The 17,139-nt window shown below is 37.3% G+C and carries 19 protein-coding genes; 14 read left to right on the forward strand and 5 right to left on the reverse strand.

The window, feature by feature from the left end; genetic code table 11:
* Positions 1-46: 46 nt before the first annotated feature.
* Both HDE68_RS13955 and HDE68_RS13960 read right to left on the reverse strand, forming a co-directional pair.
* Positions 47-565 (reverse strand): hypothetical protein, encoded by a 519-nt coding sequence (locus tag HDE68_RS13955; protein ID WP_183882834.1) that lies wholly within the window; start codon positions 563-565, stop codon positions 47-49.
* Entirely contained in the window at positions 555-1,037 is a 483-nt protein-coding gene (locus HDE68_RS13960; RefSeq protein WP_183882835.1) for a sigma-70 family RNA polymerase sigma factor, read from the reverse strand. The genes HDE68_RS13955 and HDE68_RS13960 overlap by 11 nt, the downstream gene beginning before the upstream one ends.
* A 659-nt stretch (positions 1,038-1,696) precedes the next feature.
* On the opposite strand from HDE68_RS13960, the gene HDE68_RS13965 reads away from it, so the two are divergent.
* The 5 genes from HDE68_RS13965 to HDE68_RS13985 all read left to right on the forward strand — a co-directional run bounded on the left by HDE68_RS13965 (position 1,697) and on the right by HDE68_RS13985 (position 7,514).
* On the forward strand, positions 1,697-2,275 hold the full coding sequence (locus HDE68_RS13965; protein WP_183882836.1) for an RNA polymerase sigma factor: 579 nt from the start codon (positions 1,697-1,699) through the stop codon (positions 2,273-2,275).
* A gap of 554 nt (positions 2,276-2,829) precedes the next feature.
* Positions 2,830-3,738, forward strand: coding sequence for a helix-turn-helix domain-containing protein (locus tag HDE68_RS13970; protein ID WP_183882837.1), 909 nt, complete (start codon positions 2,830-2,832; stop codon positions 3,736-3,738).
* A 103-nt stretch (positions 3,739-3,841) separates the two neighbouring features.
* Positions 3,842-4,846: an aldo/keto reductase gene (locus HDE68_RS13975; RefSeq protein ID WP_183882838.1), complete on the forward strand. Its 1,005-nt coding sequence runs from the start codon at positions 3,842-3,844 to the stop codon at positions 4,844-4,846.
* Positions 4,847-4,984: 138 nt separating this feature from the next.
* Positions 4,985-6,778 (forward strand): DUF885 domain-containing protein, encoded by a 1,794-nt coding sequence (locus HDE68_RS13980; protein ID WP_183882839.1) that lies wholly within the window; start codon positions 4,985-4,987, stop codon positions 6,776-6,778.
* A 25-nt stretch (positions 6,779-6,803) separates the two neighbouring features.
* On the forward strand, positions 6,804-7,514 hold the full coding sequence (locus HDE68_RS13985; RefSeq protein WP_183882840.1) for a hypothetical protein: 711 nt from the start codon (positions 6,804-6,806) through the stop codon (positions 7,512-7,514).
* Here the strand turns inward: HDE68_RS13985 and HDE68_RS13990 are convergent.
* Complete coding sequence (locus HDE68_RS13990) at positions 7,506-8,519, reverse strand: NAD-dependent epimerase/dehydratase family protein (protein WP_183882841.1); 1,014 nt, start codon at positions 8,517-8,519, stop codon at positions 7,506-7,508. The genes HDE68_RS13985 and HDE68_RS13990 overlap by 9 nt on opposite strands.
* A 65-nt stretch (positions 8,520-8,584) precedes the next feature.
* On the reverse strand, positions 8,585-9,094 hold the full coding sequence (locus HDE68_RS13995; protein ID WP_260171767.1) for a Crp/Fnr family transcriptional regulator: 510 nt from the start codon (positions 9,092-9,094) through the stop codon (positions 8,585-8,587).
* A gap of 212 nt (positions 9,095-9,306) precedes the next feature.
* Here HDE68_RS13995 and HDE68_RS14000 point away from each other — a divergent pair, with 212 nt between their 5' ends.
* From HDE68_RS14000 to HDE68_RS14015, 4 genes are all read left to right on the forward strand, one after another.
* Positions 9,307-9,930, forward strand: a complete 624-nt coding sequence (locus HDE68_RS14000) for a Vat family streptogramin A O-acetyltransferase (RefSeq protein ID WP_221270760.1) — start codon at positions 9,307-9,309, stop codon at positions 9,928-9,930.
* A gap of 108 nt (positions 9,931-10,038) precedes the next feature.
* Positions 10,039-10,647, forward strand: a complete 609-nt coding sequence (locus HDE68_RS14005) for a porin family protein (protein WP_183882843.1) — start codon at positions 10,039-10,041, stop codon at positions 10,645-10,647.
* Positions 10,648-10,822: 175 nt separating this feature from the next.
* The gene (locus tag HDE68_RS14010; RefSeq protein ID WP_183882844.1) at positions 10,823-11,881 is read left to right on the forward strand and encodes a sensor histidine kinase; all 1,059 of its coding nucleotides are present in this window, start codon (positions 10,823-10,825) and stop codon (positions 11,879-11,881) included.
* Positions 11,882-11,883: 2 nt separating this feature from the next.
* Positions 11,884-12,633: a LytR/AlgR family response regulator transcription factor gene (locus tag HDE68_RS14015; protein ID WP_183882845.1), complete on the forward strand. Its 750-nt coding sequence runs from the start codon at positions 11,884-11,886 to the stop codon at positions 12,631-12,633.
* A 57-nt stretch (positions 12,634-12,690) separates the two neighbouring features.
* Here HDE68_RS14015 and HDE68_RS14020 read toward each other — a convergent pair whose 3' ends face one another.
* Complete coding sequence (locus HDE68_RS14020; protein ID WP_183882846.1) at positions 12,691-13,614, reverse strand: DUF6268 family outer membrane beta-barrel protein; 924 nt, start codon at positions 13,612-13,614, stop codon at positions 12,691-12,693.
* 627 nt (positions 13,615-14,241) lie between these two features.
* Between HDE68_RS14020 and HDE68_RS26705 the strand changes: the two genes are divergently transcribed.
* The 5 genes from HDE68_RS26705 (at position 14,242) to nudK (ending at position 17,041) form a co-directional block, all read left to right on the forward strand.
* The gene (locus HDE68_RS26705; protein WP_411267938.1) at positions 14,242-14,535 is read left to right on the forward strand and encodes an ABC transporter permease; all 294 of its coding nucleotides are present in this window, start codon (positions 14,242-14,244) and stop codon (positions 14,533-14,535) included.
* Between the two features lie 205 nt (positions 14,536-14,740).
* Entirely contained in the window at positions 14,741-15,007 is a 267-nt protein-coding gene (locus tag HDE68_RS14025; RefSeq protein ID WP_183882847.1) for an ABC transporter permease, read from the forward strand.
* A complete protein-coding gene (locus HDE68_RS14030; RefSeq protein WP_183882848.1) occupies positions 15,000-15,218 on the forward strand; it encodes a hypothetical protein in 219 nt (72 codons plus the stop codon). The genes HDE68_RS14025 and HDE68_RS14030 overlap by 8 nt, the downstream gene beginning before the upstream one ends.
* Before the next feature lie 88 nt (positions 15,219-15,306).
* Positions 15,307-16,389 carry an ABC transporter permease gene (locus HDE68_RS14035; protein ID WP_183882849.1) on the forward strand — a complete coding sequence of 361 codons (1,083 nt, stop codon included), beginning with the start codon at positions 15,307-15,309 and terminating at the stop codon, positions 16,387-16,389.
* A gap of 73 nt (positions 16,390-16,462) precedes the next feature.
* Positions 16,463-17,041 (forward strand): GDP-mannose pyrophosphatase NudK, encoded by a 579-nt coding sequence (gene nudK / locus HDE68_RS14040; RefSeq protein ID WP_183882850.1) that lies wholly within the window; start codon positions 16,463-16,465, stop codon positions 17,039-17,041.
* Positions 17,042-17,139: the final 98 nt, after the last annotated feature.

The following is a 17,139-nucleotide window of genomic DNA, read 5'->3' on the forward strand; positions in this document are numbered from 1 at the left end:
ATTGTATATCAGCAGGCTTTTTATTCAATTTTCCCTTTATCTTTAGCTATCTGAAATCAGAATGATCTACTTCCTGTCTTTCGTATCTTTCTAACTGTGTTTTCAGTTTTAATACTTCTTGTTTCAACTGGCGGTTTTCCAGATAAAAATATATAGCAAAACCAAGGAATATCTTTCCAAGAATAAATACGCCAATAAATAACCATCTCCATATTTTATGCACGCGCATATGGCTGGATGAGGCATCTACGTCAATAAACTGTCCACTTTTACGATGTTCACCACCTTTTCTTTCTGGTTGTCTTCTAATTGGTATGGATTCAAAATCTGGTATTTCAGCTAATTCATTAAGCTGGCTCTCAATCTTCAGCCAGGTATCAGCAGGAGGAATAATAGCCATATTTTCGGCTATTCGTTCCATATCTATTTCTAAATCCACTAAAGCATCTTGTATCTCCGGATGCTTTGCCTTAAGATATAGCAGTTCCCTGGCTTCTGCTTCTGAGGCTGCGCCTAATACATAGGCTTCCAGTATTCCGCTTTCTATGTACTCGTTAATTTTCACAACTGTTCCTCATGATTGTGAAAGCCTCTTTTAAAGCCTTCCGGGTTGATTCCTCTGTTTTATTTAATTCCTTTGAAATTTCTTCAATTGATTTTCCGTAGTAGTAAACACCATAAAATATCTGATGCTGCTCTTCTGAAAAAAGATCGGGATATTTATGATGAGAATCGGCAGGGTTCACAAATCTATGTATATCTGAATCTTTTACCAGATTTCCGGAATTTATGAGCTGGCTGATCTTATTCTTCGCAAATCTTTGCAGCTGACACCAGCTATTTGTATCATCCCAATTTATTTCATTAAAATGCTGTGAAACATCACAGAATATTTTTACCAGATATTCTTCAGCTAAATTGCGATCCTTTACAATTTCAAAAAGATAACCTAACAAGGTGCTTGCATGCCTGTCATACAGGACGCGCACACTTGCTTGTTTATTTTCTATTAATGCCTGTGGTTCAGTTTTCAGCATATGCTATTTTCTTCATTTTGGTCTTATTTTTTAATAGGCAACAACCAATAAGCTTTTGTTTTGTTAGCTCTAATTTATGCAATTTTCAGTTGAATCAAAGAAATATATCTCTTTAAAATAAAATACAATAACAAAAAAACAGCTAAACTGCATTTACAGGCCTTAAAAACGATTAAATGCTTATTTTAAAAATATAACAAGCAAATTTCTTTCCTTTGTCATCAAATACATATCTTATTACCAGAGTTAAAATCATATACTGATTTCAAAAAAAATTATACCTGGTAACATTTGTGGCCGTTTTTCTTAAAGAATTGGCTTTTTCAAAAATAAATCGTTTTTTCTATTAGAAATAATATTCACCGCCTCAGATGATGATTAAACTGTGATTATTTATTTTTCACATCTTAGAATAATCTGAATTATTCTTAAAATTTATAGCAACCAGGAATATATTTATTCCCAATAGGAATAATTTATAGCAACCAGGAATATTTGCTGATTTTAACCATTATAAATAGCTACATCCATATTCAGATCTGATATTTTTAAATGCTTTTAGCAAAAAAGAAACACATTTAACTACTAAATTATTTTCCATAAGTAAAACAAGTATATAACTTTGTATCATACACATAACTCAAAAACATGATAGATTAATGTTAGTAAAACATAGTACATATACTTCATGGAATGATACACAATTGGTGGCATCAATGACAGCAGGTGATAAGGCTGCTTTCGATGAGATTTACGAAAGGTATTGGAAAAAACTCTACAATGAGAGTTTTAAGAGATTAAGAAGTATGGAACAGGTTGAAGAGCTTGTTCAATCTGTCTTTGTAGACCTATGGACAAAGAAAGAAAGAAAAAATATCCAGAATATTTACGCATATCTTTTAACAGCCGTACGATACCAGGTATACATGTTATATAAAAAAGGCAGGACACTCCCCCAATTTGAAGAGCCTCTGGAACATATGGCCCTTTCCTACAGTAGTGCCGACTCTTTATTGAATGAGAAAGAAATCAGAAATTACATTGCTGTCTGGCTGGCCCTTCAACCAGAAAAGCGTGGAGAAATATTCAGAATGAAGTTTATGGAAGAGCGTACAACTAAAGAGATCAGTGAGCACTTAGGAATAAGCCAGAAAACAGTTCAAAATCAGATAATCACCAGTCATGCCAGTTTGAGAGAGTTCCTGCAGAAAATAATGATCATGATGACAATATTATAAGCTCTTTTTTAAATAAAATATATTACTCCCGGCTTTTATCAAAAAAGAGAAAGGACGAGTATATATGATAATCAGCTTTTTTGAAGAATTCAATAAGAAATCGCTATTGCCAAAAGTAGAATACCCCATCCTTATTTTGCTCCCGGATCGGGAGAAGAGATTGCCTGCTATAACCTGTTTACCGGAAAAACAGCCAGGATCATTACAACTTTAAACCAGCCAGCCAGCCAGCCAGCCAGCCAGCCAGTCTGATATTACTGGATGTTGTATGAAAATCAAGTGTCAGTCAATTAAAGAAATTACCCTGGAATTTTGCGGAATTAAGCCAGTTGCCGTTACTTAAATCGGCATTTTGAAGACAGCAGATGTTAAACAAAGAGAATGATGGATCACCAAAATCCATCAACTGAGTCAAAAACACAAATAAATCGCAATCTCCTTCCTTATTGAATTATGCCTGGAATAAATTTAGTCAATTGACTACGGCAGAATAGATATTACATAAATATGAAGGACGAATAGTATATTTCAGTTTGATTTTTATAAATTACACCATGCAATCAACAGAAAGTGTCGAAGAGTTTTATACCCGTATGCCTCATGCGAATCCATTAGGTTTAACAATCAATAATGCAGGTGCTGGTCATTTCAATGTGTTTTCGAGGGCAAACTGTTCAACAATTACGCCTTATAGCAGACGTGATTTCTATAAAGTCTCCATAATTCTTGGTACCGGCAAAATACACTATGCAGACAAGTGGATCTATATAGACAAGCCAGCATTGCTATTCTCTAATCCCATCATTCCTTATTCGTGGGAAGCAGAATCAGAAACACAGGAAGGCTGGTTTTGCCTTTTTACTGAAGAATTTATACAAACAGGGGAACGCAAAGAGTCATTACAAGATTCTCCTTTGTTCAGTATTGGCAGTAATCCTGTTTTCTTTATTGATGAAATTCAGCAAAAGGAAATATCTGGTATATTCATGAGGATGATCAAAGAGATATCCTCAGATTACTTACACAGATACAATGTGTTACGCAATTATCTTCATTTGATTATTCATGAAGCGATGAAGATGAATCCAACAGAGAGTTTTGAAAAGCACACCAATGCCTCCTCACGTATTACTTCGCTTTTTATGGAACTTTTAGAAAGACAGTTTCCAATAGATACCCATCATCTGTCCCTGAAATTAAAAACAGCAAATGATTATGCCAAGAGTCTTTCTATACATGTGAACCACCTTAACCGGTCTGTCAAAGAAACTACCGGAAAAACAACTACAGAACATATTGCAGCAAGAATAACCAGAGAAGCAAAAGCCTTACTACAGCATACAGACTGGAATATTTCAGAGATAGCCTATGGTCTTGGATTCGAATACCCTGCATACTTTACTAATTTCTTTAAGAAAAATACAGGAACATCTCCAATTGAGATTCGCCATATGGCAACCTGATAATTTTGCCGGACAGCAATTTGATTATTATAATAATCTGTTTGAATAGTATAACTACTTCCCTTTTCTGCACGATAACTTTGTTTCATCAAATCTGATAATTATGAAATATAGAAATCTAGGAACAACTAAAGAACAATTATCCGCTATTGGACTTGGCTGCATGGGAATGAGTTTTGCTTATGGTCCTGGCGATGATACTGAAAGTATTGCAACTTTACATAAAGCCCTCGATCTTGGTGTTAATTTCTGGGACACTGCAGATATGTATGGAAATGGAATTAATGAAGAACTAATCTCAAAAGTACTGGCTCCAAACAGGAATAAAATATTCATCGCTACTAAATTCGGTTTTCGTTTTCAAGAGGATGTTAATGGCTCCGGCACCCCCAATGCAACTTATTTTGATGGCTCGCCCAAATGGATGAAGATTGCTGTTGAGAAAAGTCTGAAAAGATTAAATATCGATACTATAGACTTATATTATGTACATCGTGTTGACCCGAATATACCAATTGAAGAGACTGTAGGTGCAATGGCAGAATTGGTAAAAGAAGGTAAAGTACGTTATCTTGGACTTAGTGAGGCTTCTCCGGCATCTATCCGAAAAGCACATGCCGTTCATCCTATTGCAGCTTTACAAAGTGAATACTCTTTACTGACAAGAGATGTAGAAACTGAAATATTAGCTACAGTAAGAGAATTAGGTATTTCTCTGGTACCTTATTCGCCATTGGCAAGAGGCCTGGTAACCAGTACTCTTAACGTAAACAGCCTGGCGGACAATGATTTTCGCAGATCACTTCCACGTTATCAGCAGGAAAACCTGGACAACAATACGAAACTGATTAGTGGTTTTGCTGCTGTTGCAGCGGATAAAAACTGCACACCTGCACAACTTGCGCTTGCCTGGGTACTAGCTCAGGGTGAAGACATTATCCCTATCCCTGGTACTAAAAAGAGAAAATACCTGGAGGAAAATGCTGGCGCAGCGGATATTAATTTATTAGCAGCAGATTTAAAAGCTATTGATGAACTTCTGGTACGTTTTCCAGTTGCTGGTGAACGCTATAGTGAAGGGGCAATGAAGAAACTGGTCAATAACTAATAAGATTAGTCAGGCCCTTTTATCTATTATAGTGAAAAAAAACTCAGACAGTATGATAAACTGTCGGAGTTTTTTTATGCGTAACATTTTTTTCTCATCTTGTTCTAAATTTCAAATTCTCTATCAATCAGCCATAGTATGATCAAAGCACAATCAATTAAATATAGCCTGAGTGCCTGTTTATTTATTATCATCCCATTCGCAGTAAATTCTCAGACAAAACCCGCACATACGGATAAAACATGGATAACCCAATCTAATCAATATACAGAACAATTGATTAACCTGGATAAAAAATACTCACCAGAATATGGTTCTGCACAAGGTTTAGCTGAATATGATACATTGATTGTTGTTCCAACCCTTGCTAATCTGATGGCGGAAAGAAAAGAAGAGGAAATATTGAACGGAAAATATAAAACCTCTTTACAAACAGAAAAGGACTTAGCGGTTAAACAGGATCTCAACATTCTGATTGCACACCTGAATTTGGGATTCAAAAGACAGGATTTTGAGCATTTAAGAAAAATACCTTTTTTAAATGCAGCAAATATAATTTATGAGGGTTTGCAGGTATTGCTGGATGACCAGACTCCAGAGAAAAGACGTAGCGCAGCAGTTGTCCGTTTGCAAAAATATACTGGCTTGGCACACGGATTTAATCCTTTGACATCAATTTTAAAAGACAGGGTATCAGCACAAATGAGAGGTAAAGAAATGATCTACCCTTCTAAACAGGAAATGGAGGTCACCTTATCCCGTAATGCAAGTATAATCAATGGTATAGAAGATCTCTTTAAGAAATATAAGCTCACAGGATGGGAAAATGCCTATACTGTACTCAAAAAGCAAGTCCAGGATTACGACCAGTGGACACGCGAAAATGTACTTCCTAATGCCCGTAAAGATTTTAGAATGACCCCCGAAGAATATGCCTTGCAGCTTGAAGATTATGGAGTAAATATTGCGCCCGACCGATTGGCACAAATGGCGCACATGGCCTTCACTGAAATCCAGCAGGAGATGAAGCCTATTGCTGAGCAGATCGCGAAACAGAGAAACTGGCCTTCTTCAGACTATCGTGATGTCATGCGTAATCTTAAAAAAGAGCAGATTCACGGTGATTCTATCATCCCGGTTTACGAAAGACATCTGAAAGATATAGAAGCGATCATTCTTGACAACCACCTGGTTACTTTACCATCCCGTCCCGCTATTATCCGTTTGGCAAGTGCTGCAGAAACGGCCAGAAGTCCCGCCCCTCATATGGTTCCACCCCCATTTCTAAATAATACAGGTCAGCGGGGTGTATTTGTTTTACCTTTAAATATGCCTCCTGCACCTGGAAAAAAGGAAAGTGATCAATATGATGACTTCACTTTTGATGCTGCTTCATGGACGATTATTGCACATGAAGCACGTCCCGGTCATGAATTGCAATTTGATAAAATGGTAGAAGAAGGAGTTTCCCAGGCACGCAGTCTATATGCTTTTAATTCTACCAATGCCGAAGGATGGGGATTATATGCTGAATATATCACTAAACCTTATATGCCGCTTGAAGGCCAGCTGGTTTCACTGGATTACAGATTATTAAGAGCAGCACGTGCTTTTCTTGATCCGGAAGTACAATCCGGAAAAATTACACAGCAAGAAGTTAAAAGGGTCCTGATGGAAGATGTAGTGCAGTCATCGGCTATGGCACAGCAGGAAGTTGAGCGTTACACAATTAAAGCACCGGGTCAGGCCAATAGCTATTTCTACGGTTTTACGAAGATGATTGCATTGAGAAAAGAGGCAGAAGATGCCTTAGGTAGTCAATTTAATGCACTGCGTTTCCACGACTTTATTCTATCACAAGGTTTGCTCCCGCCTGCATTGATCAGAGAAGCAGTAATTACAGATTTTATTCCGGCAGAAAAAAATCTGTAATTTTGCAAGTATTCAAAGCCAAATCATGAAGTTAACTTTAACGTGCCTTTTTCTTTATTTATCCACCATTGCTTTTGCACAGCATATACCCTATCCGGATAAACCATCAACTCATGGCATGATGCTAATGGGCAATGAAGTGATTTATGCTTCTCATCTGCCTATGTTCCACAGTCCGCACGACTATCAGATTATATCAATCCTGGAATTATCAAAAGAGGATCAGGAAAAATATGTTCAGGATAAAAGAAAACACCCTAAGGAACTTGTATATACAATTGAGCCGGAAACATTTGTACTTCCTGAAATGATTAACCACACTAAAGTATTCAAAGCTAATATCTATCGCGGCCATTTTGAGAGAGGCGGCACTAAATTCCTTGAAAACATTCCGGTAAGGATAAAACAAGTGATTTATTATAAACAATTTGATAAGAATGCAGTAAAACCGGCCAACCTTCAATACCTGCTTTTCGGTAACGAGCGGGAACAATTTCTTGTTCACAAAATCACTTCCAAGCCAGATTTTGATGAAAGTTTAATTGTTAGGGTACACGATAAAAACACATTAAAAGCAATAGTTGACAATCTTTATATTACGGTTTCTTTTCCTGAAAAGGACTTAGGCAAGCCCTTTTCATGGAAAGAAAACATTGGAGAGCGGAAACACACGCATGAACCTGTTCCATTTTCAGCTCATCAAACATTTTATCTGGAATATGGTGACTTAGAGTAGCCTGTCACTATTTGCTTTTAAATAAAGCATAGCCTCTTTTACAGTTTGAACCGGGCTTTTAGGATTAAATCCGAGTTCAGACTGTGCTTTTGAAATATCAAAGTCCTGCTGCAAACCAGAGAACATAGCGATATCTTTAGTCGTTAATAAAGGTGCTTTCCCTGTAATTTTACTTCCAGTCTCCATCAGCCATGCAGCAAAGAACAAAAGAGGTTTTGGCACAGCCAAGGGAAGCTTAAGCTTTAATTCAGGGAATAAGTCTTTTGCAATTTGTGTGGTTTGCCTGATCGAAGTACATTTTTCATTTGCTAAAATATAACGTTCCCCACTCCTGCCTTTTACAGCGGCCAGATAACATCCCTCAGCCACATCTTTAACATCCACCCAGTTTAAGGCAATATTTGTTTCAACCGGAATTTCTTTATTCAAAATCAGCTTTATAATATGATAAGAGACATTTAAATTCCCAAAGGCCTCTGCTCCGATCATTGCAGAAGGCAATACCGCGACTAATTCAATACCATATTGCCTGGCCAATTCAAAAGCCAGCGTTTCGCCATCATTTTTAGAATTATAATACATATCCCTGCGATCTGGATTTTGTCCGCTACTTTCCTTCACCGGCAATACTGAATAATTCAAAGCTGCTATAGAACTCACATAAACAATTCTCTTAACTCCGGATTCGGCAGCTGCCTCAATTAGATTTTTTGTCCCCAGCAGATTAACATCATATATTTCTTTCTTAGGGTCTTTTGCCCATAACTTAAAAGCAGCACCTACGGCATAAACAACCTCTACGCCTTGCATAGCAACTATTAATGACCTTTTTTCAGTAATATCTGCCTGTACCATTTCACAATTCAGCTTAGCAAAAGAGCTGTTATTTTTTAAATCCCGGACCGATCCTCTTACCGGAACCCCTTTATCAAGGAGCAATCTGATCAGGTTATTTCCTAAATGTCCATTTGCACCGGTAACCAATGCTAAATTTTGATGTATCATATTCTTGTCTGTTAAGCACACAAATCTGAGTATTGTGTGTCCTGCTTACACTTGACATTTGTTAGTTAATGATGCATTCTTTTTCTGCGGATACGGCTCAGGCTTTCGGCTTTCATGCCTAAAAAGGAAGCAATATATTGTAAAGGGACATACTGAATAATAGCCGGATAATTTGATTCCAGCCTTTTATAACGCTGCTCTGCAGTTAAAGTGGCCAATTCGCGGGATCGGGTTTCATTGTAAGCAAGCGCCATCTGGAAGACCATGATGCTGTAGTCCTTAAAAGCCAGACTCTGTTCACAAATAATATCCAGATTAGCTTTGGTAATTCTTAACAGCTCGCAATCGGTAATACAGGCTACATTTTCAACAGATTCTGTACAATTATTAAAAGATGTATAAGAGGTAATAAATCCGGGAGGACAATTGATATGTGTGGTGATTTCATCTCCTTCTTCGCTGTAATGAAATAATCTGACAAAGCCAGAAACCACATAATAAAGATAGCAGGGTATACTGTTCTCTTTCTCTATAATTGTATTTTTAGTAAAAAACACAGGTTCAAAATACTTCATACAAAGTGTTAGGTCTGCGTCTGTTAATTTGATATGAGCAGCTGCATTATTTAATAAATGCTGATATAGTTTGTCTGAAAACATCTGATTTATTGACAAGGTTATAAAATGATAAAGGTCAGGATTTTTATTTAATTGGTTTTTCTATTAATTTAGCGTGATTGCAAACGCTCAGCTGAAGATCAAACCTTCTTCTGCAAGAAAAATATATAATGATGAAAGGACCCGATAAAGACGAGAAATATCCGATAAGCCACTATAACAGACTCTGTTTTTTGAAGAATATCATCACAAGTCCTAATATCATTGTAGGTGACTACACCTATTATGATGATTTTAAGGATGTATATAATTTTGAAAGGAATGTAAAGTATCACTTCGACTTTATAGGAGATAAGCTCATTATAGGTAAATTCTGCATGATTGCTTCGGGAGTCACATTTATTATGAACGGCGCTAATCACAAGATGGATGGTATAACGGCCTATCCATTTAATATTTTTGGCAATGGCTGGGAAAAGGTTACACCAAAAATGGAGGAACTTCCTTTTAAAGGCGATACGATTGTCGGCAATGATGTCTGGATCGGATCGAATGCTACAATAATGCCCGGAGTGCACATTGGAGATGGTGCCATTATAGCTACAAATACAACAGTAACCAAAGATGTCCCTCCTTACACCGTTGTAGGAGGTAATCCCGGCAAAGAAATCAGGAAGCGCTTTTCTGAAGAAAAAATTGAAGAGCTTTTAGAATTGAAGTGGTGGGATTGGAAAATAGAGCGGATTACAGAAAATCTGCATGAATTAACGGGTCCTAAATCCCGATTTCTGTAATGCCGGAAAACCTCCGGAAGCAACCTGCTGTCAACGCCTGATTGCAATTGGTCAAATTGTTTTCTGAACCCTATTGTTATTCCTTTTTTTTGAGGAAAATAAATAAATATGAGAACACAATTTAACAAAAGACTGCTATTTCTTATCCCTATGGTAGCACTGGCATTAATTACCACTAAAGCAAAATCACAAAACTCTATACCTTTCCATATTGGTTTGAAGGGAGGGGCGAATTTCACTGATTTAAGTCTTAATTATGGTGATTTAAAAAACAAATATTCAGCAGGCTATTCTGCAGGGGCCTTTACAAGAGTTGATATTTCTAAACTGTATTTACAAGGAGAACTATTGTATTCGCACAAATCTTCTAAATTAGAATCCAATGCATTAGGTTCAGAAAAAACTTCATGGAATAGTATTGATGTTCCTGTAACCATCGGGTATAAAATATTAAAATCCGACAAACTAAATCTAAGAGTCTTTGGAGGCGGCGTTTATTCTTATGTATTAAATGATAAAGCCCGGATTTTACATGAGGTAAAAGAATCATTTAATAAGTTTGACAAATCAAACATCGGTTACATAGCCGGAGCCGGAATTGATCTGGGTAAAATAACCATTGACCTGAGTGCCCAGGGATCACTAACCAAAATGAGCAGTGATTTCAAATCACGCCCCCTTACCTTTCAGGCAAGCGTTGGTTTCATGATCTTCTAAAAATTCTTACTAATTTACGCCTTTTGAAATTCATATATTCATTTGTTTATGCATCATTTTAGCTAAAAACAAATAGAGATGTGGATTTTAAAAGCTAGAAAGAAATACGGGAAAGCTTCAAGGGCTAAATTAAGCTTTTGCGAGCTTTCTCGCATTTAAAAACAATTATATACCGATGAAAACCCTGATTTTCAATAAACACTGGCTGATTACAGCAACCTTCTGGATTATCCTGGAAATTGCTTTCTGGACTCAAATGATCCGGGATTACCCGCTGATCTTTGCAACCTATGTATCATTTGTGATCATGATAGGTTCTATGATATCAGCTCATACTTTAAGTGACTTTTTGCTGCCAAAGGCCATGGCGACAGGAAAAATGAAAATTTTCGCTATTCAATGTACTATGATAAGTCTTCTGCTCGCATCAGTATTATCTGGCGCAGCAGTAAGCTGTTACTGGTTATTTTTGCATGGGACAAAATATGATAGTATGGGAAGGATGCTTGCTTATAGTAATTTCTGGCTGAAACTGGGCAGTGCCATTCCCTCGGCTATACTTATTAATGCTACAGCATGTGGCCTGCGCTTTTACCAGGAACATGGGAAAATAGAAAAAAACCACGCCCTCTTACAGCAGGCGCATCTTGAAGCACAACTCAGAATTCTTCAGGATCAGATTAATCCGCATCTGATGTTCAATGTATTGAATCACATCCATATCCTGATGCAGAAAAATGTGGAACTCGCTTCTGTTCTGCTGGTCAAATTTTCTGACATCCTCAGGTACCAGCTTTATGAATGCAACAGAGAGTCTGTATTACTGGAGCGCGAAGTACAATATCTGAAAGATCTGGTAGCAGTCGAAAAAATACGCTGGGGAGAAGAACTTAAAGTAGTTTGCATCTGGAATATACAGGATGGAAAAAAGGATATAGTCCCTCTTTTGCTGGTCCCATTTGTTGAAAATGCATTTAAACACGTATCCCGTTTACCTATGGAAAAAGGCTATGTAACTTTAATTTTGAAGCAGGAAAATAATGAACTGATTTTTACCATGGAAAATTCAAGTTCTGTACAGCAACCAAGAAAAGGCACTAGCCATGGCCTTGGTCTTGAAAACGTAAGAAAAAGGCTTGGTCTGTTATATCCGCAGCAGCATGAACTCAGCATTGAAAAAACAAATAGCCTATTTAAAGTTGCATTAATTATTCAATTACATTCAAAGAAATAAAAATGGCACTTATTCCTTCAGGCAATACCAGCGAGGCACCTTTACAGTGCCTTGTTATTGACGACGAGCCTTTAGCCAGAGATGGCATCATAGATTTTTGCAGTAAACTTGATTTTCTGCAAGTAGCAGGTTCTTGCTCCACTGCAATGGAAGCATCAGATTATATACAACAGGGAAATATAGATTTACTATTTCTTGATATCAATATGCCTTATCTTTCAGGGCTTGAATTTCTGGAATCATTAGAGCATCCTCCCCTTACTATTTTAACTACAGCTTATTCAGAACATGCGCTGGAGGGATATAGATTGCAAATCGTTGATTATCTGTTAAAACCCATTACTTTCAAACGTTTTTATCAGGCGGCACTAAAAGCCAGACAACATCATTTGATGAATATCACTCCTAAGCACCCCCAGCCAGTTGATACTTTTTTATATATACGCCAGGGGGATAGCTTTCAAAAGATATCGTGGGTTGATATCTTATTTATTGAAGGAATGCAGAATTATGCAAAGCTTCATTTTAAAGACCGCGAACTGGTGATTCATCAAACTATGATATCCCTGGAAGAAACCCTGCCTAAAGATAATTTTTTCAGAATACACAAATCTTATCTGATTAATATTTCTCATATCGATTCAGTATCAGGAGGCCGCGTTTTTATTAATGGCAATGAACTTCCAATCTCCAGAAATCGCCGTGAAGACCTGTTAAAAGAAGTGGTCTATACTAAATTGCTTAGCAGATAAGCAATTTAGTATAGACCACTGTTAATTTCACCTCTTTTAAAGAGTTTTTTTTGTCTTTTATTTCTTGGCCTTTCCCTTACTCAAACTCCATTTGATAGCCACAGCCCCATAAGCTGTGGTGGAGAAGCTTGGATCAGCCTGTTCTTTTCTTTTAAAGAAATCCTTAAGTTTTCTGCTTGTTGTAGAAAATTGCCTCGTAAGCGTTGCGCCTCCTGTCAATTGTAAGGTAACCGATTTTCCCAGTTTAAATTCTGGCCTCAGACCAGCCACTACCTGCAAATAACCTAGCAACATAGATTGATCATCCCTGTTTACTACGGCAGTCATTCCACTAAGCTCAACAACCGATTTAAGTTCAAAAGCAGGAGTCAGCTGCGCACCAAACTCTATGTTTTCAGGGAAATTGATATGCAAATGATAACGTCCGGGTGTAAGCCAGTTAAAATAGATGCCAGGCAATACCATCGGTACACCAAAAGTATTAGACACCACTGGTCCAAGTCCTAATGCCAGGCGGGGATTGAAATTTTTGATAAACAAAACTCCTCCCTGCACTAAAATATTGTCTCCGTTTATCTTTTCCATATCAGTATAAACACCGACAGAGGCCATCGCCATAATTGACCATGTTCTGCTTATCGGACGCATATGGACCAGTCCAACCTGAGCGTTTAACAATTCTGCAGGGAATAACTTAGTTTCATAATCCCGGTTTTCTATCTTCGCATAGGAACCTCCAACATTCACCGACCATATTTTTGGCCTTCCCAACGAATCTATTTTAGCAGAAAGAGGAATACTGAATCCTAACTGCATCCGTTTAAAATTACTTGTCGAACCAGTTTTGACACTGTCTGGTCTGATATAATTAGAAAAAGGAACGTAATCTGCCTTAATTGTACCAGAGATGCCAGTTTGGGCACTGGCTTTCAAGTTTAAGCCCAATCCAACGATAATCAGGCAATAGTGTAAAGTTTTCATATTTCTTTTTTAGCTGTGATTTGATTTATAAATCTTCGCGAAGAACATATGATGTAAACTTTTAAGGGAAATTAATTGACCACCTGTCCTGTCCTTTTGACAAGAGGTAAATAAGGAGTGTTAAACCAGATCAACCCTTATGAATTGATAGGATTTATAAAAGGAGAATAAAGAGATCTTATATAAGATTGTATCGTCATCTGGAAAAAATGGTAGATTTAACAAAAGAATTAAATACGATTATCCGCTTCTGTACACCGATGTACGCTCATGAACATATCCATTTAACAAAATATAATTAACAAACTAATATATAAGCCATTAAATAATTTTAAATCATGGTACAAAATTAGACATGATGGAACAGGAAAGAACAAAATACTGATCAGCATGTTTAAATTAAACCTCATTACAGCCCTGCGCAATCTTTGGAAACACAAGGGATTTTCATTAATTAACATCGGAGGACTGGCAATTGGACTTGCCAGTTGCTTAATGCTGCTGCTGTACGTAATTATGAATGGAGTTATGATAAACAATTCAAGAATATAGACCACATTTATGGCGTTTGCAAAAACATTTCCGCCGATAGTTTAAAAATCACTGGCACCCGCGGAACATTTAGCAATAGTCTGTGCTGCTGTTTTATCTGAAACCGCAGCACAGACTTTACCAGGCATAGCGCATGTCAGCAGAATACAATTTGGCTATAAACTGGTTAGCTACAGGCAAAATAGTTTCAATCTGGGTGCAGCATTTGTTGACCCTGGTTTTCTTCAGATCTTTGACTATAAATATTTAAAGGGAAGTCCGGCCTCTGCCCTTTCCGACCCGGGTTCTGTACTCCTTACAGCGACCACTGCCAAAAAACTATTTGGCCGTACAGATCCATCCAATAGGAAAAGTTATCAAATGGGATAATCGTGAAGGATTAAAGGTCACAGCCGTTATAGAAGGTTTGCCAGGAAATCAAACCATTCAATTTGATGTCTTACTAAACTGAGCCTTATTTATCAAAGAAAATACCCAGTTTAAAGATGCGCAATGGGATTGGGGTTTTACAAATACCATTGTACAGCTAAAAAACAATCAAAGTTTCCCGGCTGCCGATGCTTTAATGCGAAAGATGATCCGCAGTCATGCCAATGATCCAAATAATTATCTTTCTGCTTTTCTGTTTCCATATGCCAAAAATCATTTATACACAGATTTTAAGAATGGAAAACCTGTTGGCGGTAAAATAGATCAGATTAAATTTTTCCTGTTTCTGGCTTTTGGCGTCCTTTTGATTGCTTTTATAAATTACATGAAACTTAGTACTGCACAATCGGAAAGAAGAGCAAGAGAAGTTGGTGTCCGCAAGGAATTCAATTGCTGCCCAGTTTTTGACTGAATCTTTATTGATTTCTTTTCCTGCAATGATTCTTGCTTTTGCTTTACTGGAATTATTTTTGCCCTATTTCAATCATCTGCTGTATATCCATATGGTAATTGATTACGATTCCGCTTTAACCCGGGCCGTACTGGCAGGACTTATAGTCATTTCAGGCTTACTGGCAGGAAGTTATCCATCGCTTTATTTATCTTCTTTTACCCCCGGTTAGAGTTTTAAAGGGAGCGCTCACAATCGGAAAACCGTCCTTAACTGTACGCAAAGCACTGGTTGTGTTACAGTTCACGTTTTCTTTCTGCATGATTATCTGTGCAATACTGGTTTACAGTCAAATCCAATATGTCAGGAATAAACCTTTGGGCTTTAGTAAAGATAACCTGATACAGATAGAAAAAGCCGGTGAATTTACTAATCCTGTCAAAACAGAATTGTTCAGGCAGGAATTACTTAAAGCTGGTGTAATCACTGCTGCCACTGAATATTATGCCGGTTTAACAAATGGAGGTGACAATTCAGCTGATATTACCTGGCCCGGACATGATCAGCACTGGCTGTATTCATGGAATAACAGGGTTGCTGGTTACGATTTCACGCAGACCCTGGGTCCGAAAATATTAGAAGGAAGGGATTTTTCAAGAAATTTCAGTTCAGATACCAGCAGTGTATTGCTGAACGAGGCGGCTGTTAAAAGTATGGAACTCCAGAAACCTTTAGGCAAACAGTTTAAAAAGAGCGGAAAGTTATTTACAATTATCGGTGTGCTGCAGGATTATAATTATGAATCAGCATCCTATAGGACCGCATCTACGATTACTTATCTTTCTAACCATACCCATGAAGCGGACAGAACAATATTATTGAGGCTCAACCCAAAACATAACCTGAGCAGCGCTATTCAAACCATCAATGAATGGAACAGACGCTTAAATCCGGCTTATCCATCAGAATTAATTTTTATAGATCAGGAAATGGAAGATAAGCTTGCCAATGAAAAACTTCTCAGCAGCCTCTCCAATTTATTTGGTGGGTTTGCAATTTTCATCTCTTGTCTGGGTTTATTGGGTTTAGCTTTATACATAGCCGAACAGCGCAGTAAAGAAATCAGTATCCGTAAAGTATTAGGTGCCGATCTGAGCAACATCCTATTCTTATTAAACAAAGATTTCCTGATACTTGTTGTCCTGTCCAATCTGATTGCCTGTCCCCTTGCCTATATCATTTCATACCAATGGCTGCAGAAGTTTGACTACAGCATAGAACTCACTATTTGGCCAATGCTGACTACAACAGGTCTATCTTTACTGATTGCCATATTTACTGTGGGTATCCAAAGTTTTAAGATTGCAAAGGCAAATCCAATTGATGCATTAAAATATGAATAGACAATTCATGTACAGTATCAGTACCGGAATCTGCACTTTTCTGTCTACTTTGCGTTTATAATTAAACCTATAAATGATTAACAACGTAAAAATATTAAAATCAGAAGTTCTTTCTGACAACTGGTACACGCTTAAAAAGATAACCTATCAATATTCATTAAATGACGGAACCGTTCAGACACAGGACAGAGAAGCTTATGACCGGGGAAATGGTGCAGTTATTCTATTATATAACCAGGAACAGCAAACTGTAATCCTGACCAGACAATTCAGACTTCCAACTTATATTAATGGAAATAGTTCAGGACTGCTGATTGAGGCCTGTGCCGGTTTACTGGACAAGGACAATGCAGAAGACTGCATTAAAAGAGAAACAGAAGAAGAAACAGGATATAAAGTTACCGAAGTACGTAAAATATTCGAGGCCTATATGTCTCCGGGTTCAGTAACCGAGATTTTATATTTCTTTATTGCAGCTTACTCTAAAGCTATGAAAGTGCATGAAGGAGGTGGACTGGAACATGAGCAGGAAAACATTGAAGTTCTGGAACTTTCTATTGATCAGGCGATGAAAATGATAAACAATGGAGAAATTAAAGACGGAAAAACCATTATGCTGCTGCAATATATAAAATTACATCAGATCCTGTAATGAGAAGCAATGGCGTTTTTAGTTACATATTTAGCAAATAAGAAGATAATGCATTAGCTGATCGTTAAGGGCATTCTTTAAAAGAAACGCCATAATAC

The sequence above is a fragment of the Pedobacter cryoconitis genome (assembly GCF_014200605.1).
GTDB lineage: Bacteria > Bacteroidota > Bacteroidia > Sphingobacteriales > Sphingobacteriaceae > Pedobacter > Pedobacter cryoconitis_B.

Excerpts from the sequence above, each read along its gene's own strand:
- HDE68_RS13985 (WP_183882840.1), top strand. The coding sequence starts at position 6,804 with ATGAAGTTAACTTTAACGTGCCTTTTTCTTTATTTATCCACCATTGCT.
- HDE68_RS14020 (WP_183882846.1), bottom strand. The coding sequence starts at position 13,614 with ATGAAAACTTTACACTATTGCCTGATTATCGTTGGATTGGGCTTAAAC.
- HDE68_RS14005 (WP_183882843.1), top strand. The coding sequence starts at position 10,039 with ATGAGAACACAATTTAACAAAAGACTGCTATTTCTTATCCCTATGGTA.
- HDE68_RS13970 (WP_183882837.1), top strand. The coding sequence starts at position 2,830 with ATGCAATCAACAGAAAGTGTCGAAGAGTTTTATACCCGTATGCCTCAT.
- HDE68_RS14035 (WP_183882849.1), top strand. The coding sequence starts at position 15,307 with ATGATTATCTGTGCAATACTGGTTTACAGTCAAATCCAATATGTCAGG.
- HDE68_RS13965 (WP_183882836.1), top strand. The coding sequence starts at position 1,697 with ATGTTAGTAAAACATAGTACATATACTTCATGGAATGATACACAATTG.
- HDE68_RS14015 (WP_183882845.1), top strand. The coding sequence starts at position 11,884 with ATGGCACTTATTCCTTCAGGCAATACCAGCGAGGCACCTTTACAGTGC.
- HDE68_RS13995 (WP_260171767.1), bottom strand. The coding sequence starts at position 9,094 with ATGAAGTATTTTGAACCTGTGTTTTTTACTAAAAATACAATTATAGAG.
- HDE68_RS14010 (WP_183882844.1), top strand. The coding sequence starts at position 10,823 with ATGAAAACCCTGATTTTCAATAAACACTGGCTGATTACAGCAACCTTC.
- HDE68_RS13960 (WP_183882835.1), bottom strand. The coding sequence starts at position 1,037 with ATGCTGAAAACTGAACCACAGGCATTAATAGAAAATAAACAAGCAAGT.
- HDE68_RS13990 (WP_183882841.1), bottom strand. The coding sequence starts at position 8,519 with ATGATACATCAAAATTTAGCATTGGTTACCGGTGCAAATGGACATTTA.
- HDE68_RS13975 (WP_183882838.1), top strand. The coding sequence starts at position 3,842 with ATGAAATATAGAAATCTAGGAACAACTAAAGAACAATTATCCGCTATT.
- HDE68_RS14000 (WP_221270760.1), top strand. The coding sequence starts at position 9,307 with ATGATGAAAGGACCCGATAAAGACGAGAAATATCCGATAAGCCACTAT.
- HDE68_RS13980 (WP_183882839.1), top strand. The coding sequence starts at position 4,985 with ATGATCAAAGCACAATCAATTAAATATAGCCTGAGTGCCTGTTTATTT.
- nudK (WP_183882850.1), top strand. The coding sequence starts at position 16,463 with ATGATTAACAACGTAAAAATATTAAAATCAGAAGTTCTTTCTGACAAC.
- HDE68_RS14025 (WP_183882847.1), top strand. The coding sequence starts at position 14,741 with ATGATCCGCAGTCATGCCAATGATCCAAATAATTATCTTTCTGCTTTT.